The organism is Sphingomonas turrisvirgatae, assembly GCF_001721295.1.
GTDB lineage: Bacteria > Pseudomonadota > Alphaproteobacteria > Sphingomonadales > Sphingomonadaceae > Sphingomonas > Sphingomonas turrisvirgatae.
On the sequence record NZ_MDDS01000075.1, the window covers coordinates 1 to 21916 of the forward strand.

Annotated in this window: 17 protein-coding genes; 8 read left to right on the top strand and 9 right to left on the bottom strand. The window is 62.1% G+C overall.

The features are described 5' to 3' along the window. The 6 genes from BFL28_RS20410 to BFL28_RS17565 form a co-directional block, all read left to right on the top strand. Positions 1-127, top strand: a 127-nt coding sequence (locus BFL28_RS20410) for an adenosylhomocysteinase (RefSeq protein WP_131818648.1), incomplete at its 5' end; no start/stop codon positions are given. 10 nt (positions 128-137) lie between these two features. Continuing rightward, positions 138-1076: a methylenetetrahydrofolate reductase gene (locus tag BFL28_RS17545; RefSeq protein WP_158011676.1), complete on the top strand. Its 939-nt coding sequence runs from the start codon at positions 138-140 to the stop codon at positions 1074-1076. Beyond that, entirely contained in the window at positions 1073-1936 is an 864-nt protein-coding gene (gene purU / locus BFL28_RS17550) for a formyltetrahydrofolate deformylase (RefSeq protein WP_069321822.1), read from the top strand. The genes BFL28_RS17545 and purU overlap by 4 nt, the downstream gene beginning before the upstream one ends. Before the next feature lie 92 nt (positions 1937-2028). Continuing rightward, the gene (locus tag BFL28_RS17555; protein ID WP_069321823.1) at positions 2029-2376 is read left to right on the top strand and encodes a hypothetical protein; all 348 of its coding nucleotides are present in this window, start codon (positions 2029-2031) and stop codon (positions 2374-2376) included. 125 nt (positions 2377-2501) lie between these two features. After that, a complete protein-coding gene (locus BFL28_RS17560; RefSeq protein ID WP_173655794.1) occupies positions 2502-5381 on the top strand; it encodes a TonB-dependent receptor domain-containing protein in 2880 nt (959 codons plus the stop codon). Between the two features lie 79 nt (positions 5382-5460). Beyond that, positions 5461-6837: an MFS transporter gene (locus BFL28_RS17565; RefSeq protein ID WP_069321825.1), complete on the top strand. Its 1377-nt coding sequence runs from the start codon at positions 5461-5463 to the stop codon at positions 6835-6837. Between the two features lie 485 nt (positions 6838-7322). On the opposite strand, the gene BFL28_RS17570 is transcribed toward BFL28_RS17565, so the two are convergent. After that, positions 7323-8531: a cobalamin-independent methionine synthase II family protein gene (locus BFL28_RS17570; RefSeq protein WP_069321826.1), complete on the bottom strand. Its 1209-nt coding sequence runs from the start codon at positions 8529-8531 to the stop codon at positions 7323-7325. A gap of 189 nt (positions 8532-8720) precedes the next feature. Then, positions 8721-9662 (bottom strand): SMP-30/gluconolactonase/LRE family protein, encoded by a 942-nt coding sequence (locus tag BFL28_RS17575; protein WP_069321827.1) that lies wholly within the window; start codon positions 9660-9662, stop codon positions 8721-8723. Between the two features lie 184 nt (positions 9663-9846). On the opposite strand from BFL28_RS17575, the gene BFL28_RS17580 reads away from it, so the two are divergent. Next, positions 9847-11193 (top strand): MFS transporter, encoded by a 1347-nt coding sequence (locus BFL28_RS17580; protein WP_069321828.1) that lies wholly within the window; start codon positions 9847-9849, stop codon positions 11191-11193. A 10-nt stretch (positions 11194-11203) separates the two neighbouring features. Here BFL28_RS17580 and BFL28_RS17585 read toward each other — a convergent pair whose 3' ends face one another. Together BFL28_RS17585 and BFL28_RS17590 are read right to left on the bottom strand one after the other, a co-directional pair. Then, positions 11204-11671 carry a YkgJ family cysteine cluster protein gene (locus BFL28_RS17585; protein WP_069321829.1) on the bottom strand — a complete coding sequence of 156 codons (468 nt, stop codon included), beginning with the start codon at positions 11669-11671 and terminating at the stop codon, positions 11204-11206. 16 nt (positions 11672-11687) lie between these two features. Next, on the bottom strand, positions 11688-12563 hold the full coding sequence (locus BFL28_RS17590; RefSeq protein ID WP_069321830.1) for an amidohydrolase family protein: 876 nt from the start codon (positions 12561-12563) through the stop codon (positions 11688-11690). Between the two features lie 275 nt (positions 12564-12838). Between BFL28_RS17590 and BFL28_RS17595 the strand changes: the two genes are divergently transcribed. Next, positions 12839-13876 (top strand): adenosine kinase, encoded by a 1038-nt coding sequence (locus tag BFL28_RS17595; protein WP_338152263.1) that lies wholly within the window; start codon positions 12839-12841, stop codon positions 13874-13876. A gap of 38 nt (positions 13877-13914) precedes the next feature. On the opposite strand, the gene BFL28_RS17600 is transcribed toward BFL28_RS17595, so the two are convergent. From BFL28_RS17600 to BFL28_RS17620, 5 genes are all read right to left on the bottom strand, one after another. After that, the gene (locus tag BFL28_RS17600) at positions 13915-15285 is read right to left on the bottom strand and encodes a hypothetical protein (RefSeq protein WP_069321831.1); all 1371 of its coding nucleotides are present in this window, start codon (positions 15283-15285) and stop codon (positions 13915-13917) included. A gap of 3 nt (positions 15286-15288) precedes the next feature. Next, a complete protein-coding gene (locus tag BFL28_RS17605; RefSeq protein ID WP_079247271.1) occupies positions 15289-15855 on the bottom strand; it encodes a flavin reductase family protein in 567 nt (188 codons plus the stop codon). Between the two features lie 435 nt (positions 15856-16290). Further along, complete coding sequence (locus tag BFL28_RS17610; RefSeq protein WP_069321832.1) at positions 16291-17496, bottom strand: cobalamin-independent methionine synthase II family protein; 1206 nt, start codon at positions 17494-17496, stop codon at positions 16291-16293. 33 nt (positions 17497-17529) lie between these two features. Next, on the bottom strand, positions 17530-18561 hold the full coding sequence (locus BFL28_RS17615) for a peptidyl-alpha-hydroxyglycine alpha-amidating lyase family protein (RefSeq protein ID WP_206599143.1): 1032 nt from the start codon (positions 18559-18561) through the stop codon (positions 17530-17532). A gap of 177 nt (positions 18562-18738) precedes the next feature. After that, positions 18739-21669, bottom strand: coding sequence for a TonB-dependent receptor plug domain-containing protein (locus tag BFL28_RS17620; protein ID WP_173655795.1), 2931 nt, complete (start codon positions 21667-21669; stop codon positions 18739-18741). Positions 21670-21916: the final 247 nt, after the last annotated feature.

The window sequence follows — 21916 nt, forward strand, 5'->3', positions numbered from 1 at the left end:
CGAAAAGGTCGCCGCGCTCCACCTCGACAAGCTCGGCGTCAAGCTGTCCAAACTCACCCAGCGCCAGGCCGACTATATCGGCGTCCCCGTCGAAGGCCCCTTCAAACCCGACCACTATCGCTATTGAGGCGATGACCATGACACGCCCGCTCGCGGCGGCGCCGCCCGGTGCCGACCCGACCACCACCGTCCCTGCCCGCATCGTCGAACTTGCGAGGGAAGCTTCGTACGAGGTTTCCGCTCGCGATGGCGAGGCGATCAAAAAGGCGGGTGCTCGTCTAACCCCCGGCACGCGTATCTCGGTGACATGGATGCCGGCCGACAATGACGATGATCGCGTCAGCGCCGCGCGACAACTGCGCGACGCCGGCCTTGAGCCCGTACCGCATATCGCGGCACGTATGCTAAAGGATGAGCATCACCTAGACAGATTGCTGGGTCGCCTGAGCGCCGAAGCCGGCGTCGGCCAATTGCTGGTGATCAGCGGCGACGTGAAGCAGGCAGTCGGACCGTTCGAGAGCAGCAGCGACCTGATTGCCAGTTCCGCATTCCGCAAGCCGATGCTGCACACGATCTGGGTCGGGGGTTATCCCGAAGGCCATCCGACGATTGATGACGAAACATTGCGCGCCGTTCTAGACCGGAAAATTGCGACCATCGGCGAGTTGGGCATGACACCCGGTGTGATCACGCAATTCTGCTTCGATGCCGAGCCAATCCTGCAGTGGATGAAAGCCTTTCGCGAGCGGCACGATGGCGTGGCGGTGCGCGTCGGCCTTGCCGGGCCGGCCGGTATCCGAACGCTGTTGCGTTATGCGGCGATTTGCGGCGTCGGCGCGTCGGCAAAGGCCTTGATCACGCGGGGCGCGTCGATCGCGCGACTGCTCAGCGAAGCGGCGCCCGATCCCGTCATTCGCGATCTCGCCGAAACGCCCACCTATGGCGAACTCCAGCCGGTAGGATTCCACCTCTTTCCGTTCGGCGGACTGGATCGAACCGTGCGGTGGATGGAAGTGGTCGCAGCAGGCCGTTTCAAACTGCATAGCTCGGCCTCGGGCTTTCAGGTGCTCGAATGACCAGGATCGACAGTTATCTTCTCACCCTGTCCTGCCTGGATCGGCCCGGCATCGTCGCGGCGATATCGAGCTATATTGCCAGCTTCGGCGGCAATATCCTTGAAGCGCAGCAGTTCGATGACGCGGAGACCGGGCGCTTCTTCATGCGTGTCGAATTCGCATTGCAGGATAGCGCCCGCTACCCGGACGTACGCCGCGGTTTCGACGCACTAGCCGAACAGTTCGCGATCACATGGCGGATGCGGCCGCGGGCCGAGCGCCAACGCACGCTGATCCTGGTTTCCAAATTCGACCATTGCCTGGTCGACCTCCTCTACCGGCTGCGCATCGGCGAACTTGAGATGGATGTGGTCGGTATCGTCTCCAACCACCCTCGCCAGGCGCTGATGACGCCGCTGATCGATGACGTGCCTTTTCACTATCTGCCGGTGACACCCGACACCAGGAATGAACAGGAAGCTCGGATCAAGGCGCTGATCGAAGAGACCGGCGCCGAACTGATCATCCTGGCTCGCTACATGCAGATTCTGTCGGATGCCCTTGCGGCCTATCTGTCGGGCCGGTGCATCAATATCCACCACAGCTTCCTGCCCGGCTTCAAGGGTGCCAAGCCCTACCATCAGGCGCATGCGCGCGGCGTCAAGATGATCGGAGCGACCGCGCATTATGTCACCTCCGACCTCGATGAGGGGCCGATCATCGCGCAGGATGTCGAAGGCATCACCCATGCCGATCGGCCGGACGCGCTGATCATAAAGGGCCGCGACATCGAACGGCGCGTGCTGGCGAAAGCGGTGCAGCTTCACCTGGAAGATCGCGTGCTGCTGAACGGCGCCAAGACCGTCGTGTTCCGGGATTAGGAGGCTGTGATGCTGCATTCCGGCCGGTTGATCGAGCACGCGATGCCCCTGGCCATTGCCCAGGGGGCCGGCGCCAATCCCACGGATGTGACATGACGCTGTCGATTGCTCGCCCGAAAGAAGCACAGCGTATCGGCGGTTACGCGATCGCCACGGGGCTGGATCGACAGACCGCGGCCGAGGTCCAGGCTATCCACGCGCGCGACGGGGAAGCGTCCGGCCTGGCGGTGGTGCTGGTCGGAAAGGACTTGGCAAACCAAGTATATGTCAATCGAAAGATCGAAGCGGGCGGGCTTGTCTGCATCCGGTCGAGCGAGCACAGCGCGTCTCCCTTCACATCGAACAATGCACCACCCGCTGACCGGGGCAGCGAGCAAATTAACGAATGCCGTCCGTCGATGCCGATTTTCGTTTGTCGGTCCGGCGGTGGTATGTCATAGACAATCGCCATCCGTTATTCTGGAATCTCACGCCAGTTGCGATCGTAACTGTCCTGGCGTCAGAGGGGGTCTTCGGCGGTTACAAGATGAACGGCTCCAAAGCCGCATCGTTTAGGGAGGAAGCAATGCGAAAGGCACTTTCGGCTACATACCGTTCGCCGCTGTCTGCACGTCTCAAGGGTCCGAGCCTCGGGGCGATTGCGCTCATGCTGCTAACCAATGCTGCGCCAGCCTGGGCGCGGCAGGCGCAGGATGCCAACGGTGCCACGCAGTCAGAGAGCGCGCCGAACGCAGCAGCCAACGCCCAGACCGGCGGAGAGAATATGGAACTCGTGGTGACGGGTTCGCGCCTCGGCTCCGGCTTTACCGCACCCACACCGGTCACCGTCATCGGCGAAGCTCAGATTCAGGATCAGGCGATCGCAAGCGTCGCCGAGCTCGCCTATGAAATCCCCCAGCTGCGCATCAACCAGAATGTCGGCAAGTCGAGCGAGCCGGTCGGCCAGAGCGTCGCCGATTTGCGAGCGCTGGGCGGCGCGCGGACGCTGCTGCTGCTCGATGGCCGCCGCCTTGCTGCGACCAGCCCGTTCGGGGGTATCGACACCAATATCTTCCCGGTCTCGCTGATCAGCGGCGTCGAAGTCGTCACGGGCGGTGCTTCGGCGGCCTATGGATCGGACGCTGTCGCCGGCGTGGTCAACTTCTCGATCCTGAAAAAGTTCGAGGGGGTGAAGATCGATGCCTCATACGGGCTTTCCGACTATGCCGACCATTATCGCCCGGTCGTGTCCGCGGCGGCAGGCCACTCATTCCTGGATGGGCGACTGAACCTCACCGTTGCCGGCGATTTCTATCGCAACACCGGTCAGACCCGGGTGGATAGCCGGCCGTGGGGCCGTGGCGATCCCGTGCTTTTCAGCAACCCCAACTACACGGCGACAAACGGTCAGACCCGCAACTACATCGCCTATAACGCGCTCTATTCGCGCATGACGTTCGGCGGCGTCACCGTAGTGCCCGCGACCAGCCCGCTCTACGGAATCCAGTTCGGCACCAATGGTAACCCGACACCCTTCACCTATGGCAATCCCGCCAACACCATTTTCATGCTTGGGGGGAGCGGCGTGTCGCTGATCGGCGAAGGCAACCTGCTGTCGCCAATTACCCGATATTCAGGCTTTGGCCGCGTCAATTTCGAGGTGTCGGACAGCCTGACGGCTTGGGCCGAAGTCCTGTGGTCGCATGTCGAAGTCAGGTCGGACCTGCCGCCGAACTATGACAATGGGACGCTCACGATCCAGCGTGACAATGCCTACCTGCCTTCGTCGATCCGCGCGACGATGCTGGCGAACAACATCGGCAGCTTCGCATTCGGCCGGGTCAATCTGGAAGATGGCATGTCGCAGAATAACAGCGATGCGCGCGCCCTGCGGTATGCGGCCGGTCTTGAGGGCAGGCTTGGCGGCGGCTGGGAGTGGGATCTGCACATCCAGCGCTCGGAAAACACCTTCCGACAGGAAGCTCGCAACAACCGCATCCAGAGCCGTTGGCTTCAGGGTGTCGATTCGGTGATCAGCCCCGTGACGGGCCTGCCCGCCTGCCGGATCAACGCCAACGCCAGCACGGCCGACGACAACCCGGCTTGCGTTCCGATCAATGTGTTCGGTCCCGGATCGATCAGTCCCGCGGCATTGGCCTGGTACCGCGGCACCTCGTTCTATGATGCGAGGATGAACCAGGACTCGATCGGAGCGAACGTCGCTGGCTCGCCCTTCCAGACCTGGGCAGGCGACGTCAAGCTGGCGGTGGGCGGCGAATACCGCCACGAGCAGATCGACAGCGTGTCCGACCCCATCTCGATCGCCAATCCGGCCACCGGCGTCGGGGGCTGGCGCTCGATCAACCAGCAGCCATTTTCGGGCAAGCTCACCGTGTGGGAAGGGTATCTCGAGGCCGCCGTTCCACTGGCCAAGGACACCGCCTTCGCCAAGAACCTCGATGTGAACGGCGCAATCCGCTATACCGATTACAGTTCCAGCGGCGGCGTGACGACGTGGAAGGTGGGGATCAACTACGCGCCGATCGCGGATGTCCGGTTCCGCGGCACGATCTCTCGCGACATCCGTGCAGCCAATATCAACGAACTGTTCTCCGGCCGCAATCAGGTGATCAACTCGGTCACCGACCCGCGCAACAACGTCACGACGCCAACCTTGTCGTTCAGCGGCGGCAATAGCGCGCTCAAGCCCGAAAAGGCGGATACCAAGGCGGTCGGGGTGGTGTTCCAGCCGAGCTTCATTCCCGGGCTCAACGCGTCGATCGACTATTACTCGATCAAGATCAACGACGCGATTACCGCCATCCCGCCCCAGACCATCGTCAACAACTGCTTCGGTCCGGCCAACATCAGTTCATTCTGCAGCCTGATCACGTTGAACTCGGTGAACCAGATTGCGTCGATCCAGGCCACGCTGATCAACGCGCAGACGATCGAGGCGGCAGGCCTCGACATGGAACTGTCGTACCGACGCCCGGTCGAATGGTTCGGGTCCACCGGAACGATCGGCACGCGGCTGCTCGTCAACTATATGGACAAGCTGGCGGTCACCGCATCGGGCGTGACGACGATCTTGCTCGGCGATATCGCGGCCGATCCGGGCGGCCAGCCGCGCTGGAAGGCCAATTTCGACCTGACCTATGCCGGTGGGCCGCTCAGGCTTGGTGCGTATGTCCGTTATATCGGTGGCGGCAAGTTCCGGACGACGTTCGTCGATGATGTCGACCTTCCGGCCGACCAGAACGACGTGAAGGGTCGGGCCTATGTCGATCTGTCGGCAGCGTACAAGCTCAACGAGCATATCGAGCTTTACGGCAAGGTCGATAATCTGTTGAACAATGCACCGCCCGTCATCCCGAACGCGATCTTCGTGCCGACCGTTTCGAACTCGCAAATGTATGACAAGGTCGGTCGCTATTATGTAGCAGGCGTCCGGTTGAAGTTCTGACCCCCCGCCTTCCGGGATAAGCGATGCAAGTGACAGCCGGTACTGACGATCCAAGCAACCCGGCGGGACAGGAGCCCCTATGACCGCAAATGTCACGCCGGGTCCCGTCGAGCAGGCGGGCGGACCGCCAGGTCCGATCTCGCCGGGGGACCTCATCAAGCAGACCGCGATGAGCTGGTACCAATATGCCATCATCGCGATCTGCGTGCTGAGCTATGCCGCCGACGGGCTCGACGTCGTCACCTTGTCCTATGCGGCGCCGGTGATGATCAAGGAATGGGGAATTTCCCCAGAGGCGTTCGGCGCCGCTTCCAGCGCGACGCCGTTCGGCATCGCATTCGGATCGATCTTCATCTCGCCGCTGGCCGACCGCATCGGCCGGCGGCCGCTCGTCCTGTGGCTGCTCGGCATCCTGGTCATACTGCTCGGGTTGACGTCGGTCGTCAGCCATATCGTCGAGTTGCTGATCTTGCGTTTGTCGACCGGCGTTTGTCTTGGCGCGCTGGTCGTGTGCCTCAACGTCACGGTCAGCGAATTCAGCAACACCGCCCGTTCCAACTTCTTCATTGGAATCCTTCACACGGGCTATTCGGCGGGCGGAATGCTTTGCGGCGGCCTCGCCGCCATTCTGATCGAACCTTATGGCTGGCAATCCATCTTCGTCGCCGCCACTGCACTTAACGCCATCAGTTTCATTCTGGCCTTCTTCATCCTTGCGGAGTCCCCCGCATTCCTCGCGGCGCGGGCGCAAACGCGGCCAGCGGCGCTGGGGCGGCTCAATGCGCTGATGCGCAAAATGCACATGCCCGAATATGATCGCCCGCCGCCGGTGCCCGCGACCCAGGCAAAGAAGCGCAGCGGCCTGTCCGTTATCCCGCGCAGCCTGATGATCGGGACGATATTGCTGTGCATAGCGGGTTTCATCTTTACCGTGAGCGGCGGCTTCCGGTCGGCATGGCGGCCGCAAATTCTCGCCGATGCCGGTCTCAACATGACTTGGAACGGCATTGCCGGCGTCACCACCTATGGCGCAGGAGTCATAGCGCACGCGCTCGTTGGTATCATCGCCAAACGCGGCAGCGAGGTGAAGATCGCGGTGATCTTTCTCACGCTCACCGCCATCTCGTTCAGTATGCTGGGCGCCGTGCCCAACGGCATGACCTGGGCGCTGATCCTCACATCCACCATGTCGGGGTTCTTCAATGTCGGTGCCTACACGGCGCTGGTTCTCGTGACCCTCAACTATTACGATGCGAACGTGCGCAGTACCGGCCTCGGGGTCATGCTGGGCTGTTCACGGGTCGGCGGGATCATCGGACCCTTGCTCGGTGGCTATGCCATCGGGTCTGGCATGGGCCGGTTCTGGGTCATGTTCCTGTTTGCCTCCATTCTTGCGATCGCGATCGTCGCGCTGATCGTCGCACGTGCGAAGCGCCCGGCAGACATGCCCGACTGAATTGATCCGGGGCCGAGACCCATCACCAGTGGTGGTCTAACGCAGCCGATCTGACCGCACGGACAGGCGCAAGGGGGGAGCGACGTCGCGCATCGTGACCAAGCGCGACCCGCCTTGCGGACAGATCGGCCCGCCGCCCTGCACCTCCCCCCGTCGAAGTCATATGTCGAAAGGTGCCCCTTGGCGGTCGCCCGCAGCAGCCCGCCGAGCGTCGGCGCCTGCTTGGGGATAGCCTGGTCTAAGCGATGGCGCCGGGTGCCTCATCGGCGGGGTGAGGCGCGCGTGCCCTACCGTTGCCGGTTACTGACCCGCACCCAGAAATCCGAGTGCCGCTGGGTTCAAGCTTATGAAGGCAGAATGCCATGCCGTGCGCTGCGGGCGAGCGGACGGCTCGTGCTTGCAAGCTCCACTTATCCGACGCAAAAAAGGAGCGCTCCTCGCGGAGCGCTCCTTCGTTGCAACCATCCGATTATGGGTGGAAGCCGTCAGCTCCACAGTCGCTGCGATGCGAGCGCAGCCCCCTCGACCAGCGCCGAGAGCTTCGCCCATTGTACTTCGGGATGAACACGCGCCATGTTCCAGCCCTGCGAGAAGCCGCAATCGGTGCCGGCGATGACATTCTCCCGGCCCACCACGCTCGCATAGTTCTCGATGCGCCATGCGACGAGTTCGGGATGCTCCACGACGTTGGTCTGGTGGCTGATCACGCCGGGGACGAGTATCTTGCCCTCGGGCAGCTTGACGTCCTTCCACACCATCCATTCATGTTCGTGCCGCGGATTGGCACCCTCGATCACATAGGCTTGAGCCTTGATCTTCAGGATGATGTCGATGACTTCCCGCAGCGGAACGTCCGTCGTGTGCGGCGTGTTCATGCTGCCCCAGCACATGTGATAGCGCACGCGATCCTCGGGGATACCGCGCAGCGCGTGATTATATGCCTCGACCTGCATTTCGGAGGCGCGCCGCAGATCTTCGGGCGTGGGATTGGGATTGCCTGGCAGCACCTGGTTGCGCGCCGGCAAGCCAAGATCAAGCTGGACGATAAAGCCAGCATCGACGATCGCCTTGTATTCGACATGCATCGCATCGGCGAGCGCGTAGAGATACTCGGACTCGCTGCTATACACGGTACCGGCATCCGCATCGTCGCGGGCCGGCGTTGCCGAAGGCATGAACGCCTCGACGAACTCCTTGCCTTCCAATGCGGCCTGGTAATTGTCGAGATCGGTCTGGAGGGCATCCTGCCCGACATAAGTGATCGGCGCGGCGACACGGACGCGCGCCGGCGGCGTGTTCGCCGCCTTCCGCACCTTCTCGCCATCGAGCTCGGCGGGCATCCACATGGTTTTGTACATCGCATTGTACTGCTTCATGAAGCCCGGGAAATCCTCGGTCAGTGCAGCGTAATAAGCGCCACGCTCTGCAGGCGGGACCTTCTCCAGGCCACCAAGCCGCTCGACGACATAATTGTGGAAGCTCGGCTTCGAGATTTCGCCGTCGCTCGGGATGTCAATGCCGATTTCGGCCTGTTTGGCCACGACATCGGCAACGCCCTGCCTGACCTTGCGCTGAAACTCGGCTTCGTCGACCGGCTCGCCAAGGACCTTGGCCATCATGTCCTCAAGCACGTCGAGCGGACGGATCAGACTACCTACATGGGTCGTCAAAATGCGGTCAGTGCTGCGTTTCATATCGTCTCCTGTAGGTGTCCGCTGCGCGCGGTTGTGAATTGAAGCCGGACCACGGGCTAGGATTACCTGCAAATTGTTTCATGTTGAATGGCGTTTGTAAATAGCAAGTGCCGTGTCATGCCTGGTTGCTGGCGCGACGTTCGCTCAGGCCATGTCCGAAGACACGGCCTGACCGGACCGTTTTCGCCTTTAGCTGGATGCGGATGGTGCCAATGCGCCGCGCGGCACGGGGAAGCCGGGAATTTTCAGGCGAATTCGATTGAGCGAGCGTGCGCCCGTGAAATAGAGGGTTCGCCAGTCGCTGTCGCCCCAGTTCATGTTGGAGGTGCGCCCCTCCATCAGGATCGTACCGAGGTGTTCGCCATTCGGCGTCAGGATCCAGATGCCCCCGGGGCCGGTGCAATAGACGTTACCCTCGACATCGACCTTCATGCCGTCCGGGCCGCCCATGCGCGGATCGCCCCGCATGTCGCAGAACAAGCGGGCGCTACCCAGGTCGAGCATGCCGTCGGCCTCGACATTATAGGCCATGATCAGCTTACGATATTGATTGCTGTCGTTGACGTAGAGGATTTTCTCGTCCGGCGAGAAGCACAGGCCGTTGGGATTGATGAGATCGCGCACGACCATATTGATCCGGTTACCGTCCGGCGAAACACGGTAGACGCCAGCGCAATCGATCTCGGGCGCATGCTCGGGCGGCGTGAACGGCACCTTGGGCGGCGGATCGGTGAAGTAGACGGCGCCATCGGACTTAACCACCACATCATTGGGGCGGTTGAGTTTCATGCCGCGATACTTGTCGGCGATCACGGTGACGCTGCCGTCGGCTTCCTCCCGATCGACGCAACGGCTGAAATGATGGCACACGACCAGCCGCCCTTCGCGGTCGCGCGTCTGGCCGTTACCGTTCTTGGTACCGGTCTTGTCGACCGTGATGCCCTCGTCCGGATGCCAGCGCATCCGCAGACTGTTGTGGATATCGCTGAACAGCAGGTGCCCTGCCTCAGCAATCCATACCGGCCCCTCGGCCGGGCCCGTCGGGCCGCCGAAGCCGCTGCCAAGTTCCTCCCAGTCCGCGTCCGCCTCGACAATAGCGTCAAGTCGCGGATCGAGTCGTTCAATAGGCATAGTCGAGTTCCCCTCCGAAGCCGCGCGCCGAAGCGATCGCGCCAAATTGATTGCAACCGATCAATACCACCTTTTCGTCATTATTAAAGGTCATGTGACATTGACATACGTACCGACTTAACATTTTATGACGCTGACGGCGCCTGGCTGAACAGTGCGCTGGTGGTTTTGAGAGGATCAAGCCGTGGGCGCACGTGCGATCGAAATCGACGCATTTCTCGATTCCGTGAAGTTCAGCTCGTTTCATGCCCGTATCGTGCTGATCGGCGCATTGACGATGATGGTCGACGGCTTCGACCTGGCCTTGCTCTCTTGGGTTCTGCCCAAGTTGTCGGACGATTTCGGCGTGCCGCGAACCTCGCTGACCTGGGTGCTATCCGCCCAACAGGTCGGGATGGTGCTGGGCGCCTATTTCATTGCGCCGCTAGCCGATCGGATCGGCCGTAAGCGACTGGTGATGGCCTGTGTTTCCGTGGTGTCCGTCAGTTGCTTTCTCACGATCTTCACGACCAGCATCGTGGCGCTGGCAGGATGCAGATTGCTGACCGGCATGTTCGCCAGCGCCGTGATCGCCAATCTGGTGGCACTGACGTCGGAACTGGCCCCCGCCAGACAGCGGTCCACAATGGTCACCATCGTCCTGGCTGGCGCGATGCCGGGTGCGCTGCTGGGGTCATTGATGCAGTCGTACCTGCTTGACCCCTATGGCTGGAAGGCCGCTTTCTGGATCGGCACGGCGATGCCGCTCCTGCTGCTTCCCTTCATCTGGAGATTCCTCCCTGAATCGCCGAAATTTCTTGCTTCCCGCGATCCGTCCGATCCGCGGATTTACCGGATCGTGCGCGCCTTGCTCCCTGCCGGGGAAGAGATCGACATTCTGCCGCCCAGCGAGAAGGAGCAGCAGAAGCGCGCGGGGCTGACACTGGTCGGCGACCTGTTCCGGGGCGGGCTCGCACTACCGACCTTGCTGCTGTGGCTCGGCTTCGTCGGCAGCTTCGGTTTTATCAGCGCCGCTTTGTGGAAGACGACGGTGTTTCATGACATGATCGGACTCAACTGGAGCCAGGTCGGTCTGGCGACTGGCCTTGGCACCGTGTTCGGCTTCATCGGCATGGTCACGATCGGCATGATGATCGACCGGTTCGGCTTCAAGGCGATCGTTCCGGCCTATTTCATCGTGGCATCGGTCGGCGCTGTTTGCATGGGCCTGCTCGCACCTGGCTGGGGCATGTATGTTGCGCTGGCCGTCAATGCGATGCTGCAGCATGCCGCGCATGCCGGCCTCGCTTCGATCGCCTCGACCATGTATCCGACCCGCAGCCGTGCGACCGGCGTGGGCTGGGCCTATGGCGCCGGACGGATGACCTCGATCGTTGGACCATGGTACGGCGCGATGGCGTTGAAGAACGACATGGGCGCGATCGGCTATTTCTTCCTTCTTGCCGGGCCGTTGGCGCTGGCCGGGGTCATGGTACTGGTCCTTCTGACGCTCAAGCCGCTCACCACAGCGGGCAGGGTCGCCGCCCACTGACCTTGTTCGTTTACCGGCGGCGGGGGGCTGCAGCGAGCGCCTCGAACGCTGCGACCTGCATGTCCGTGTCGAGTACATTGTCCAGCCCGAGCGCCTTGGCCAGACGGTGGCGGTCGCGGCCGCGCTCGACAATGGCTTCCTCTAGCACGTCGCCGCGCGCCCATAACCGATCGCGCTGCGCGCGCGAGAGGCGCCCCAATGCCTTGAAGGTCCGCGCACAATGGAATCGGCGGCAGATCGCCGGCGCGCGGCCATGGATCGCGCAGCCATCGGCCATGAGATAGACGCAGTTTCCGGTCTGTGGGTCACGCTTGAGCGCCGGCACCTTTCGGCCGGGGTAGAGCGCGCTCTCGATATATTCGAAGTCGAAGGTGGATAGATCATCGCCCGCCTCGGGGCGAAGGATCACCTGCTCGGATTTGCAACACTCGATGCAGCCGTCGCAGGGAATAGCATTTTGATCGCGATCCCCGTCCATACCTCCCCCGTACCAATCAGCCGGCGCGCAGCGGCCAGCCCAGCAGTCGTTTGACCGTGCCGCCGAAGATCGCCGCCTTGGCATCGCGATCAATCTCGTCACTGTAGAGCAGCATATCGCGGCTCTCGCTATATAGGCAGCCCCGGTTGCGCATGGGTCCGCCGGCCTGGGCCATGCGCAACCGGGTATAGTCGCTCGCCCACATCAGGCGCTCAGGCCCGAAGGCGGAGATGACGGGGTCGAGATTGCGCCAGACATCGGCAAAGGGATAGGCTTCACCGGACAGCAACGGAACGCCACACAGCTTCACGGCGACATTGTCGAATGCGCCCAGCGACAAAAGGCCCTCCAGCCGGTCCCATGGATCGTCGCGAGACGGCGATACGGGATGCTGGCTAAGGCCGACATGGTCGATGATTATGGTCAGGTCCGGGTGGCGTTCGATTATGGGCTGCATCGCCGCAGCCTGGCCGTGCGTCGACAGGAACAGCGGCAGCCCTACCCTCGCGGCGGCTTCGAAGCCGGCATCCATGGCGCCGCTGCGAAAGGATTCCGACAATTCGGTCGTGCGAAAATCAGTGACGAGCAGCCGGCCTGCCGCCAGTCGCCGGTCGCCGCGCGCACGTTCGACAGCGCGCGCCAGCTCATCGCCCCCCAGCATGAAGGTCTCGACGCCGATAAACCGATCCGGATAGCGGGTCACGCAAGCGTCGATATAGGGCAAGGCCGCAACGACGAGCGTGGCATCCACGCCCACGCTATCCATCGCCTCTCGGGCCAGTTCGACGTTGATCGCCAGCTTTACATCTTCCGGCAGATCCTCACCGAACGACACGCCGGGTGCCGGCTGGTGGATCTGGGCGTCGATGATGTCGAAATCGATGCTCTTCACGATCGCGCCTCATGTGCTGCTGCAAAACCGCGATAGATCGCACGCCCGCATGATGCACAGGCAATATCCTGCGTCGGGAGCGGCGCGGCTGGCGCGTGTTGCGAAGGATCGGCGCCGCAGCATGCACAGCTTGAAGGCAGGGTGAACTGGTCCAGCTGTGCCAGCATGGCTGCGCTCCACGCTGCACCGCAAAACGGGCAGGTTGCTCCGCCACCATCGCTCATCATCATCCCCGCCAGCCTGTTGTTGAATGTCGTTCGTCTTTATATAATGAAGTGAAGCATATCCAGAATAATTGCATATCCATTTTCGTCATGGAGATCGCCGACATGCAGGCAGCCCGCTTTGATGTCCTCGCTATCGGCAACGCGATTGTCGATGTGATCGCTCATGCCAGCGAGGCGTTTCTGTCCCAGGAGGGCATGACGAAAGGCGGCATGATGCTGATCGACGAGGGCAGCGCCCAGCGGCTCTATGAAGCGATGGGTCCCGGCGTCGAGGTGTCTGGCGGCTCGGCCGGCAACACCATCGCCGGTGTCGCAGCGTTCGGCGGCAGCGGCGCGTTCATCGGCAAGGTTCGGAACGACGTGCTCGGCGAAATCTACCGGCACGATCTTAGCGCGATCGGCGTGCACTTCGACACGCCGGCGACAACTGAGGGGCCGGCCACCGCGCGCTGCCTGGCATTGGTTACCCCCGATGCAGAGCGGACGATGAACACGTTTCTGGGTGCCTGCACCGGACTGGACGAAGGGGACATCAATCCGGAGCTCGTGGCTTCGGCACAGATCACCTATCTCGAAGGCTATCTGTTCGACCAGCCCCCCGCCAAAGCGGCATTCCGCAAGGCGGCCTCGCTCGCGCGAGAGGCAGGCCGCAAGGTTGCGCTGACGATGTCTGACAGTTTTTGCGTCCATCGTCATCGCGACGAATTCCTCCAGTTGGTCGGGCATCACGTCGACATCCTCTTCGCCAACGAAGAGGAAATCCTCGCGCTCTATGGGGTCGACGACGTCGTTGAAGCCGCAAAGATCGGGGCCAGGCATGCCGAACTGGTGACGGTGACTCGCGGGGCGGCGGGCGCCCTGCTGGTCAAGGGTGATGAGGTTATCGAGGTGCCAGCGGCAAGGGTGGCGACTGTGGTTGATACAACCGGGGCCGGCGATCTTTACGCGGCTGGCGTGCTGTACGGGCTCAGCCGCGGCTTACCACTCGCCGAATGCGGCCGTCTGGGATGCGCGGCAGCCGGGGAAGTCATCGGCCATTTCGGCGCCCGACCACAGGCCGATCTCAAACTGAGCCTCGCGGGCTAGTCAGCCTTGCCCTGGCCGAACGCGTCACGTTGGCGCTTCTAGTTCAGGCGCGACCTTCTGGAGATCAGGTAGATCTCGTCGTTGAACCACAGCCCCTGGTGGCGCTGAAGCACTTCGCGTGTCGCTTCCAGATACCGGTCGTTCGACAACGCCTTTGCCAACCGCCCGTCTTCTATCTGCGCGACATAGCTCGCCGCATTCCAGGCCGCGAACAGGGTCGAACTCCCGATCGGGGTATGTTCGTTGATCTCGGTCGGCAACGTCCGGATGTCATAGCGGAACAGCGCCTGCTCGTCCGACAGCGAATGGAAATGATAATCGCGTGCCGCCGATCCAAGTTCATCGCTGACTGCTTGCATGATCGCTGCACGGCCGGTTTGGAACGGACTTTCGTTGGGCCAGATCTTGCGGATGATTTCGAGGCCTGGGTCGTTTCCATGGCTGTGAACGCCCATCACCTTACCATTGGGCCGCAATGCCCGGACTAGGGGCGTAATGACCTTCGAGGTTTTGAACGCAAGCGGTGCGTTGGCGCGATAGGGCTGCGAGAGGAGCGCGAAATCGAAGTCCGCATGCGCATATCCGCGCCGCGGGATGATTGGATCCAGCGTGAAATGATGGTCCTTGCGATAGAGGACCAGCACCGTCGGGGTCCTGTACATCGGATTGCCGCTCGGTGCGATGCTCGCCTGCCAATTCTTCGCAAGGAAGGGGTCGAGCTGCTGGATCTGCTCTTCGAACTGACCAGCGGATGTGCCTTCCAGACCCACTTCGTGCCACACCATCGCGCTGGCACCCGCTGGCGTGTCGGGCTGAAGATTAGGCGCCTCTGCATATTTGAGGTTGGTCAGCACGAGCACGGTGGCCGGATGTTCTTTCAGCCGGTCCGGCATCTTCTCGAGGGTCAGCCGGATATTCTCCATGCTGATCTCCTTGACCACGACATAAAAGGGGACCCAAGGGTGGCGGCGGTGCAAGCCGCGCAGCATCCGCGCCAACGCGGTGCCGTCGCCGGCGCCGCCGTCGAACAGGCGGATGGCCGGCGGCACGGGCTGCGTATCGGACATTTCCTGCACGGCGCGATCGGCAATGATCTGCTTCTCGGTCGTCGTGTTGACGAACATCAGATATTTCTGACGGTTATCGTAAAAGCGGAAGTTATGCTCGGGTCGCAATTCGGCGCGAAGCCCTTTGATGCCTGATCTGAGCGCACTTGCAGACGTCCCGTCCTGCTCTTCGATGAACCGATGGACGCGCTCGACCGTCTGGACGGTCACTCGGCCGCCCTGCTGAAGGCGCTGCACCAGCTTTCCGTCGTTCACGGCAAGCCGCCCGAATGTGGACTGCGCCATTTTCAGCCGACGGCAGCTATGTTCGATCTGCTCGAGTAAAGCTTGAGTATCGTCCATCGTTCAGTCCGGCATTCGCGTCGCGCGACCATAGGCGCCATCCAGGCAGACCAGCGGATCGATCCCGCCGGATATCTGCACTTCCTTAACTGCGCCGATCAGGATCAGGTGGCTGCCATGTTCGAAATGTGTTTCGTAATCGCAAAAGAAGCTGGCCTGCCCATCGCACAGATAGGGTGAACCGCATGCGCCCGAGCCCCAGCGCCCTTCTGCAAACCGCGCGCTGCGCCTGATCCCTTCATCACAGCGCCGGGATACGGCGCGCTGGTCCGCGCTCAGGATGTTGATGCAGAAATTGGCGCCGGCAGACAGCGGCGTGTGGAGGCTATCGGCCTTGTCCACGCAAATCAGCAGTGAAGGCGGATCCTTGCTGAATTCGCTCAAACTGGTGGCGGTCATCGCCCAGCGTTTGCCGTCATGCCAGGAGGTGATCACGACCACCGTCTTGCAGAGCCGGCGCAGGCCCAGCTCCACTTGCGCAGCAATACTCGGCGCGGCCATTGCATTCATCGCTGCTCGGTCGACACTTGTCTGTGACGCAGCACCTTGCGCAACCTTCAACGCCTGCATGTCGCGCAGCCTTGTTTCAGGGGGATCGCGGCCGCCCCCTTGCTGCAAGCGATGCGGGAAAATCGCTCAAGGCGGCAGGCACCTGGGTTCAGTTCCGCTAGGCTGACGGTCTGCATCGCACTCCTATCGTCTCCCGTTCTAACGCAGACTGATTTCGCCGAACTGATGCGTCCAATTCTTTGTTTTTGGGAGAATGATGCCTGAAAAATATGGGTGAGCGACGAAGGCGCCCCCTACCCTTTTCGCCAGTTGCTGCCGACGCCGCGTCGGCGCGGACGGTGCCCGTCACGCCGGCGGTGGCGCGCCGGCGTGCTGGCCTGCGGCGCACCGACATCGTGGCAACGCCTGCTGCGAACACGGACAAGCATGGCCGAACCAAAGACAATCCCGGGAAGACTTTGCCTGCCCAATCAGCGAGCGCTACCAGTCCCGGCGTTATCCCTTCAGCCGCTTGCTGGCGATCGCCGCGCCTTCGGCCATCGCCGACAGCTTGGCCCACACCACTTCGGGATGGCCGACGCGCGAACCGATGCCGCAATCGGTGCCGCCCTGCAGATTTTCCATGCCGACCAGCTTGCCGACATTGACCAGCCGCTCGGCAACGAGTTCGGGATGCTCGACCAGGTCGGTCATATGGCCGACGACCCCCGGGCAGATGATCTTGCCGGCGGGAAGCTTGACCTCTTCCCAGACCCGCCACTCATGCGCGTGACGCACATTGCTCGCTTCATAAGTATAGCATTGCGCGTTGACCTTCAGCATCAGGTCGATGATGTTCTTGAATTCGATGTCATGGACGTGCGGGCGATGCCCGCTGCCCCAGCACATGTGAAAGCGGATCTGCTCCTCGGGCAGTCCTTCGACCGCATGGTTGATGACCTCGACCGCGAATTCGAGATAGTCACGATACTGATCGACCGACCAGTCGGGATAGAACATCCAACTGGTCGCGAACTCCGGTTCGTCGATCTGGACGATCAGCCCGGCATCGGTGATGGCCTTGTATTCCTCACGCATCGCGGAGGCGACGGCCATCATATAGTCGCGCTCGTCGCGATAATAGGCGTTGCGCGCACCGGCCCCGGCGCTCAGCGGGCCGAGCGCGGCGATGAAGCCGTCCACATCGCTCTTGCCCTCCAGCCCCTTCTTGAGGGCGGCGACGTCCTTGGCAATCTCGGCGTGACCGATATAGGTCAGCGGCCCGGTGCAAACCTTCTCCTTGGTGGGCTTTTGAGGCTTGTTGCCGGGGGTCATGAAGCCGGGCCGAACCGGACCGCCGGCGCCTGCGAACCACAGGCCGGACTCGTAAAAGCCGGGAAAGTCGCGACGGTCGCGCTCGCCAGGCCCGGCGCGTTTGGGTGCGGCATCAGGGTCACGCGGCAGCGTCTCCCACCCGGTCACGCGCTGAGCGATATAGCTAGTATAACTGCCCATGTTGGCCGCCTTCACATATTCGCCGTCGTTGATGATATCCACGCCGCACTCGATCTGCTTTTCCACCACTTCCTTGACCGCCAGGGGCAACCGCTCCTGGATCGCGGGGCCGTTCTCGTCGGCCTTGGCGAGCAGGGCGTCGAGGTCGGCCGGTCGCGGCAGATTGCCCCCGTGCGTGGTCAGGATATGGTCGGTGGAACGGCGCATTTTTTCTCTCTCCGTTTGGGGGGCCTGGCGACGTCAGCGCCGGCGGACGAATTTCTGGATCTGGTGGTCGCCATGCGCCTCGGGAATCCAGCCGGGGCGGATGGCGAAGCTGTAAGGCACTTCGGCCACATAGACGTCGCCATGACGATCGACGGCGATGCTGTGCGGGGCGATGAAGTTGCCGGGCAAATGGCGCGCATCGGATAATCCGCCCCATCGGGCGAGCACGCGGCCATCGGGCGCAAGGACGCTGACCCGACCGGGCCTGTCCTCGTGCATCTCACCATGGACGAAGCTGCGCTTCCCCTTTGGTCGCCACAATTCGGCGACATAGATCAGGCCAGCCGCATCGATCGCCAGATCGCAAGGGCGCTGAATGTCGGTCCATTGCCCGAGATAGTCGCCGCCGGGCGAAAAGATCTGGATGCGGTCATTCTCCCGATCGCACACCAGCACCCGGCCGGCCGCGTCGCACGCGATGCCGTGCGGCAGATGGAACTCACCAGGTCCCGTGCCGATCTCGCCCCACGACTGAACCAGTTCGCCATCCGCGGTAAAACGGTGAACACGGCAATTCCCGTACCCATCGGCGACATACAAGTCGCCGTTTGGCGCCACCGCCAGGTTGGTGCAGCGGTTGAACGGCCCGCCGGGATAGGCGATGCACTCGCACATATGCACCTGGTAAGGGGGCTTTGGATCATAGCCGGTGTCGGATGCCTGTCCGGGCACGCCAAGGGTCATCAGCAGATCCCCCTCAAGCGAGAAGACGCGGATGCTGTGATCGCCATTGTCCACGCAATAGACGCGGTCGTCGGGCCCGATGGTGATGCCATGCGGCATGGTGAAAACATCGTCGCCCCAGCTTCGCACGAAGCTGCCGTCTCGTTCGTACACCAGAATCTGGTGCGGGTAGCGAGTAAACAGATAGACGCGGTCGAGTGAATCGACCGCAACGCCAGTCACATCGCGATGCGCAACGGCCGGCGGCAACCGCTCCCAGTCCGCGATGGCGTCGAACAGCGGCGCTGCAGCATGAGGGCCTGGCTGACCGTCGCGTTCCAATCCTCGCCTCCCTTCACTGCCGACAGCTTCAACTGTGGCATGATCATTCGTTTATAGCAAACGTCATATGGTATAATGGCAGCCCCGGTAGGCGCGGCCAGCCGGGCCACATCGTTAGACGGTGCCAGCCGAAGACGAAGGGCGCATCCTGTGCGCCCTTCGCCAGCACCATCGGGATCAGAAGCGCACCCGGGCACCCAATGTGAAATTGCGGCCCACCTTGTCATAATATTGGCCGTTCACCGGCCCATTGAGGATTGCATAAGGCGTTGGCGGCGGATCCTTGTCGAACAGGTTGTTCACTGCCCAGAACAGTTCGAACTTCTTGTTCCCACCAGCGAAAAGCTTACCGAATAGGTTGAAGTAGGCGACCGCCGGCACGGTGTTGTCGTTGATCGTGTTCGTGGGCAGCGTGTTGTAGGTGTTGTCCTGCGTGCCCTTGCTGATGAAGATCGTTTGCAAGGTCAGTTCCCACCCATCGGCACCGATCGTCTGCGAGAGATTGCCGCGGAAGGTGGGGATAGAACTCAGATTGGCCCAACCATTCTCGCCCGCCCGGTCGATCACCGCATTGGCGGCTCCCGTCCCGGTATCGACCAGCGCATTGAAGATATAGGTCCCGCTGGCCGCGAGGCTATAGCGCCCGCCGTCACCCAGGAAGCCGACGCTGGTGCCATAGGTCAGCGTCATATCGACGCCTTCCTGCTGGAACGCGCCCACGTTGAGCGATCCGGCGATAAGGCCGGTATGGATCCGGTCGTTGGGGTCGGCCGTGGAAATGTCCGGCCCATAGCTGAACAGGCCGCAAAAATAGGTGTCGCCCGAACTGCACAGCGAAGCGATGTTCACCGTGGTAAGGTTGGTGATCGCGTCCTCGATCTTGATGTTGTAATAATCGACCGACAGCCCGAACCCGCGCAGCGCGCCGCTCCCCCTGTAGGCAAAGCCTGCGGTCCAGGTATTGGCATATTCAGCGCCGGCATTCGGGTTGCCGGCACTGGTGTTCTGGGGGATCGTCGCAGTCTTGCTGACCCCGTCGACGACCAGCACGACGCTGTTGGTCACATTGCTGCCTGGGCTAGCCAGTTCGTTGATCGCAGGCGCCCGAATGTCTCGCGACCGCGACACGCGAATGTTGAGGCCGGTGACCGGCTCCCAGACGCCGCCCAGCTTCCAGGCGGTCTGCCCCCCGACGGTGCTGTAATCGGCATACCGGACCGCGCCATTGAGATCGAGCGTTCGCAGGAAAGGCGTGTCGCGCGCCAGTGGGACGGTCGCTTCGAAATACCCCTCGCGCACATCGAATTCGCCTGAATAAGGCACCGCATTTCCTGCCGTGAGGAAGCCGTTGGCCGAACCGACCGCATCGGCGGTCAGCGCCTGTGTTTCCCGGCGATATTCGGCACCCACGGCGATCACGACAGGCCCTGCCCAGGTGGCGAACGGTTCGCCAACCAGGTTAACGCCGGCAGCCAGCTGGTCGTATTTGACCTCTGCCAGACCGCTGCCGAGGATGTAGTCGCGAGCTGCTTGCGATGGGTTGCCTGCGCCGAACAGGTTGATCGGGACGCAGCCCGTCGCTGCGGCGTTGAAGGCTGCGCCAGGCAACGTCGCGCGGCAGACGATATTGCCATTGGCCACGCCGGTCTGGAATTGGCCCTGATCCACCGCATCAATCGCAAAATTGAGCTTTGCGGTGACCGGGTTCAGGAAGGTTGCCGAGGAATAGTTGTTGACCCCGTAAGAGACGTGGGCGTCCCATTTCCAGCTTCCGCCGAACTTGCCTTCAAAACCGACGACGCCGTGCGGGGTCTCGTTGGTAATCTCGTAGACGTTGTTCGGAATGTCATAGGCGATGCGGCTAATGTTGAAGCTGGCGAGGTTGGCTGGCAGCAACGCACGCACCTGCGGCGAGATATAGGCGTTGTCGCGCAATATGCGCTGACTTGCCAGGCGCATCGGCACGCCATCCAGAATGCCCGTCGAGGTCGAATAGCCACCCTCGACATAGGCGGTCAGCGAATCGGAGAACTCGTAGTACAGACTGCCATAGAGGGTCATGCGCTCGACCGACGGAATCAGGTCCGTCCCCTTGATGATCGATGCGCCCTCGCCACCGATCATCGTCTGACCGCCGAAGATCGCCCCCTTGTTGTACGGACGCAGCCCCCCGTTGGCGGTGAAGGCCATGCCGGTCAGCCCGGGAATGTTTGCAATGTTGCCGCCGGTCGTCGTGGCGCCGTTGAGGATCACGCCATCCTCGCCCAGGCTGTTATGGACATTTCGCGCGAGGATGAAGTTGGGCTGGCCAAAGCCGGCCGTTCCCGCGACGGTCCGCTGAGAGTTGGTGACGATCATCCACTCCTCGCGACCCCAGTCGCGGTTGTAGATGTCGCTCACGCCGTCATTGTACGAATAGTCGCCGCTCAGCACGATATTGCCACGGCCTTCGTTGAAGCTGGTTCCGCCGACGAAGCCGACCCGGTAATTGCCGTAATCGCCCGACTGCGATGCGCCGGCCTGGGCCGTGACCTGCAGCCCGTCATATTCCTTCTTCATGATGATGTTGACGACGCCCGAAACGGCGTCCGAGCCATAGAGTGCCGAGGCACCGCCGGTGACCACATCGACACGTTCGATCATCAGCGTCGGGAACAGATTAAGATCGGTCGTGGTCGGTACGCCCAGATTGCTCGCCGGAGCAAAGGGCACGACGCGAGACTGATTGACCAGCACCAGCGTACGCTGGCCACCGAGCGCTCGAAGGTCCGCGGTCGCCTGAGCGGGGCTCGATGTGTTGGTGGCATTTGCCCCCGGCGACCGGGTGGCCTTGAATGCGGGGTTCAGGTTGAGCACCTCCATCACCGTGGTGGCGCCCTGCTTTTCGATCACCTCGGCGCCAACGACCTGAGTCGGCGTCGGCGCCTGCAACCCGTTGGTCGCGGTGCGCGAAGCCGTGACGACGATCTCACCACGAGGATCCCGCTCATCGGATGCTTCCGTGGCGGGAGTGGTTCCTGCCGGGACCTCCTGCGCAAGGGCGGAGCCGCCAAAACAGGCGGCTGTAAATGCCGCAGTGACCTGCAGCGAATACCGTAACCGCAACACTCGGCTAGTCTTTGATGAAAACATGTCGGCCTCTCCTATCTCGACACGCGTTGGCACCGGCACGTCAGGCGCTGCCCCCCGCCTTCGTTTTCGTGCTCAGTCGCCGCGAACACCGCGACGATCAGCGTTCCGGTTGGGCTTGTCTGCTCCGCTCATTACGGATTAACAAACACCAGTTGTTTATGACACATAAGCCAGGCTGACAATCCCGATTTGTAGCTTTTCGGTGAAAGCCTGAAAACACGAG

Bases quoted from the DNA above. Each gene is read 5' to 3' on its own strand.
- BFL28_RS17545 (WP_158011676.1), top strand. From the start codon at position 138: ATGACACGCCCGCTCGCGGCGGCGCCGCCCGGTGCCGACCCGACCACC.
- purU (WP_069321822.1), top strand. From the start codon at position 1,073: ATGACCAGGATCGACAGTTATCTTCTCACCCTGTCCTGCCTGGATCGG.
- BFL28_RS17555 (WP_069321823.1), top strand. From the start codon at position 2,029: ATGACGCTGTCGATTGCTCGCCCGAAAGAAGCACAGCGTATCGGCGGT.
- BFL28_RS17560 (WP_173655794.1), top strand. From the start codon at position 2,502: ATGCGAAAGGCACTTTCGGCTACATACCGTTCGCCGCTGTCTGCACGT.
- BFL28_RS17565 (WP_069321825.1), top strand. From the start codon at position 5,461: ATGACCGCAAATGTCACGCCGGGTCCCGTCGAGCAGGCGGGCGGACCG.
- BFL28_RS17570 (WP_069321826.1), bottom strand. From the start codon at position 8,531: ATGAAACGCAGCACTGACCGCATTTTGACGACCCATGTAGGTAGTCTG.
- BFL28_RS17575 (WP_069321827.1), bottom strand. From the start codon at position 9,662: ATGCCTATTGAACGACTCGATCCGCGACTTGACGCTATTGTCGAGGCG.
- BFL28_RS17585 (WP_069321829.1), bottom strand. From the start codon at position 11,671: ATGGACGGGGATCGCGATCAAAATGCTATTCCCTGCGACGGCTGCATC.
- BFL28_RS17600 (WP_069321831.1), bottom strand. From the start codon at position 15,285: ATGGACGATACTCAAGCTTTACTCGAGCAGATCGAACATAGCTGCCGT.
- BFL28_RS17605 (WP_079247271.1), bottom strand. From the start codon at position 15,855: ATGCAGGCGTTGAAGGTTGCGCAAGGTGCTGCGTCACAGACAAGTGTC.
- BFL28_RS17610 (WP_069321832.1), bottom strand. From the start codon at position 17,496: ATGCGCCGTTCCACCGACCATATCCTGACCACGCACGGGGGCAATCTG.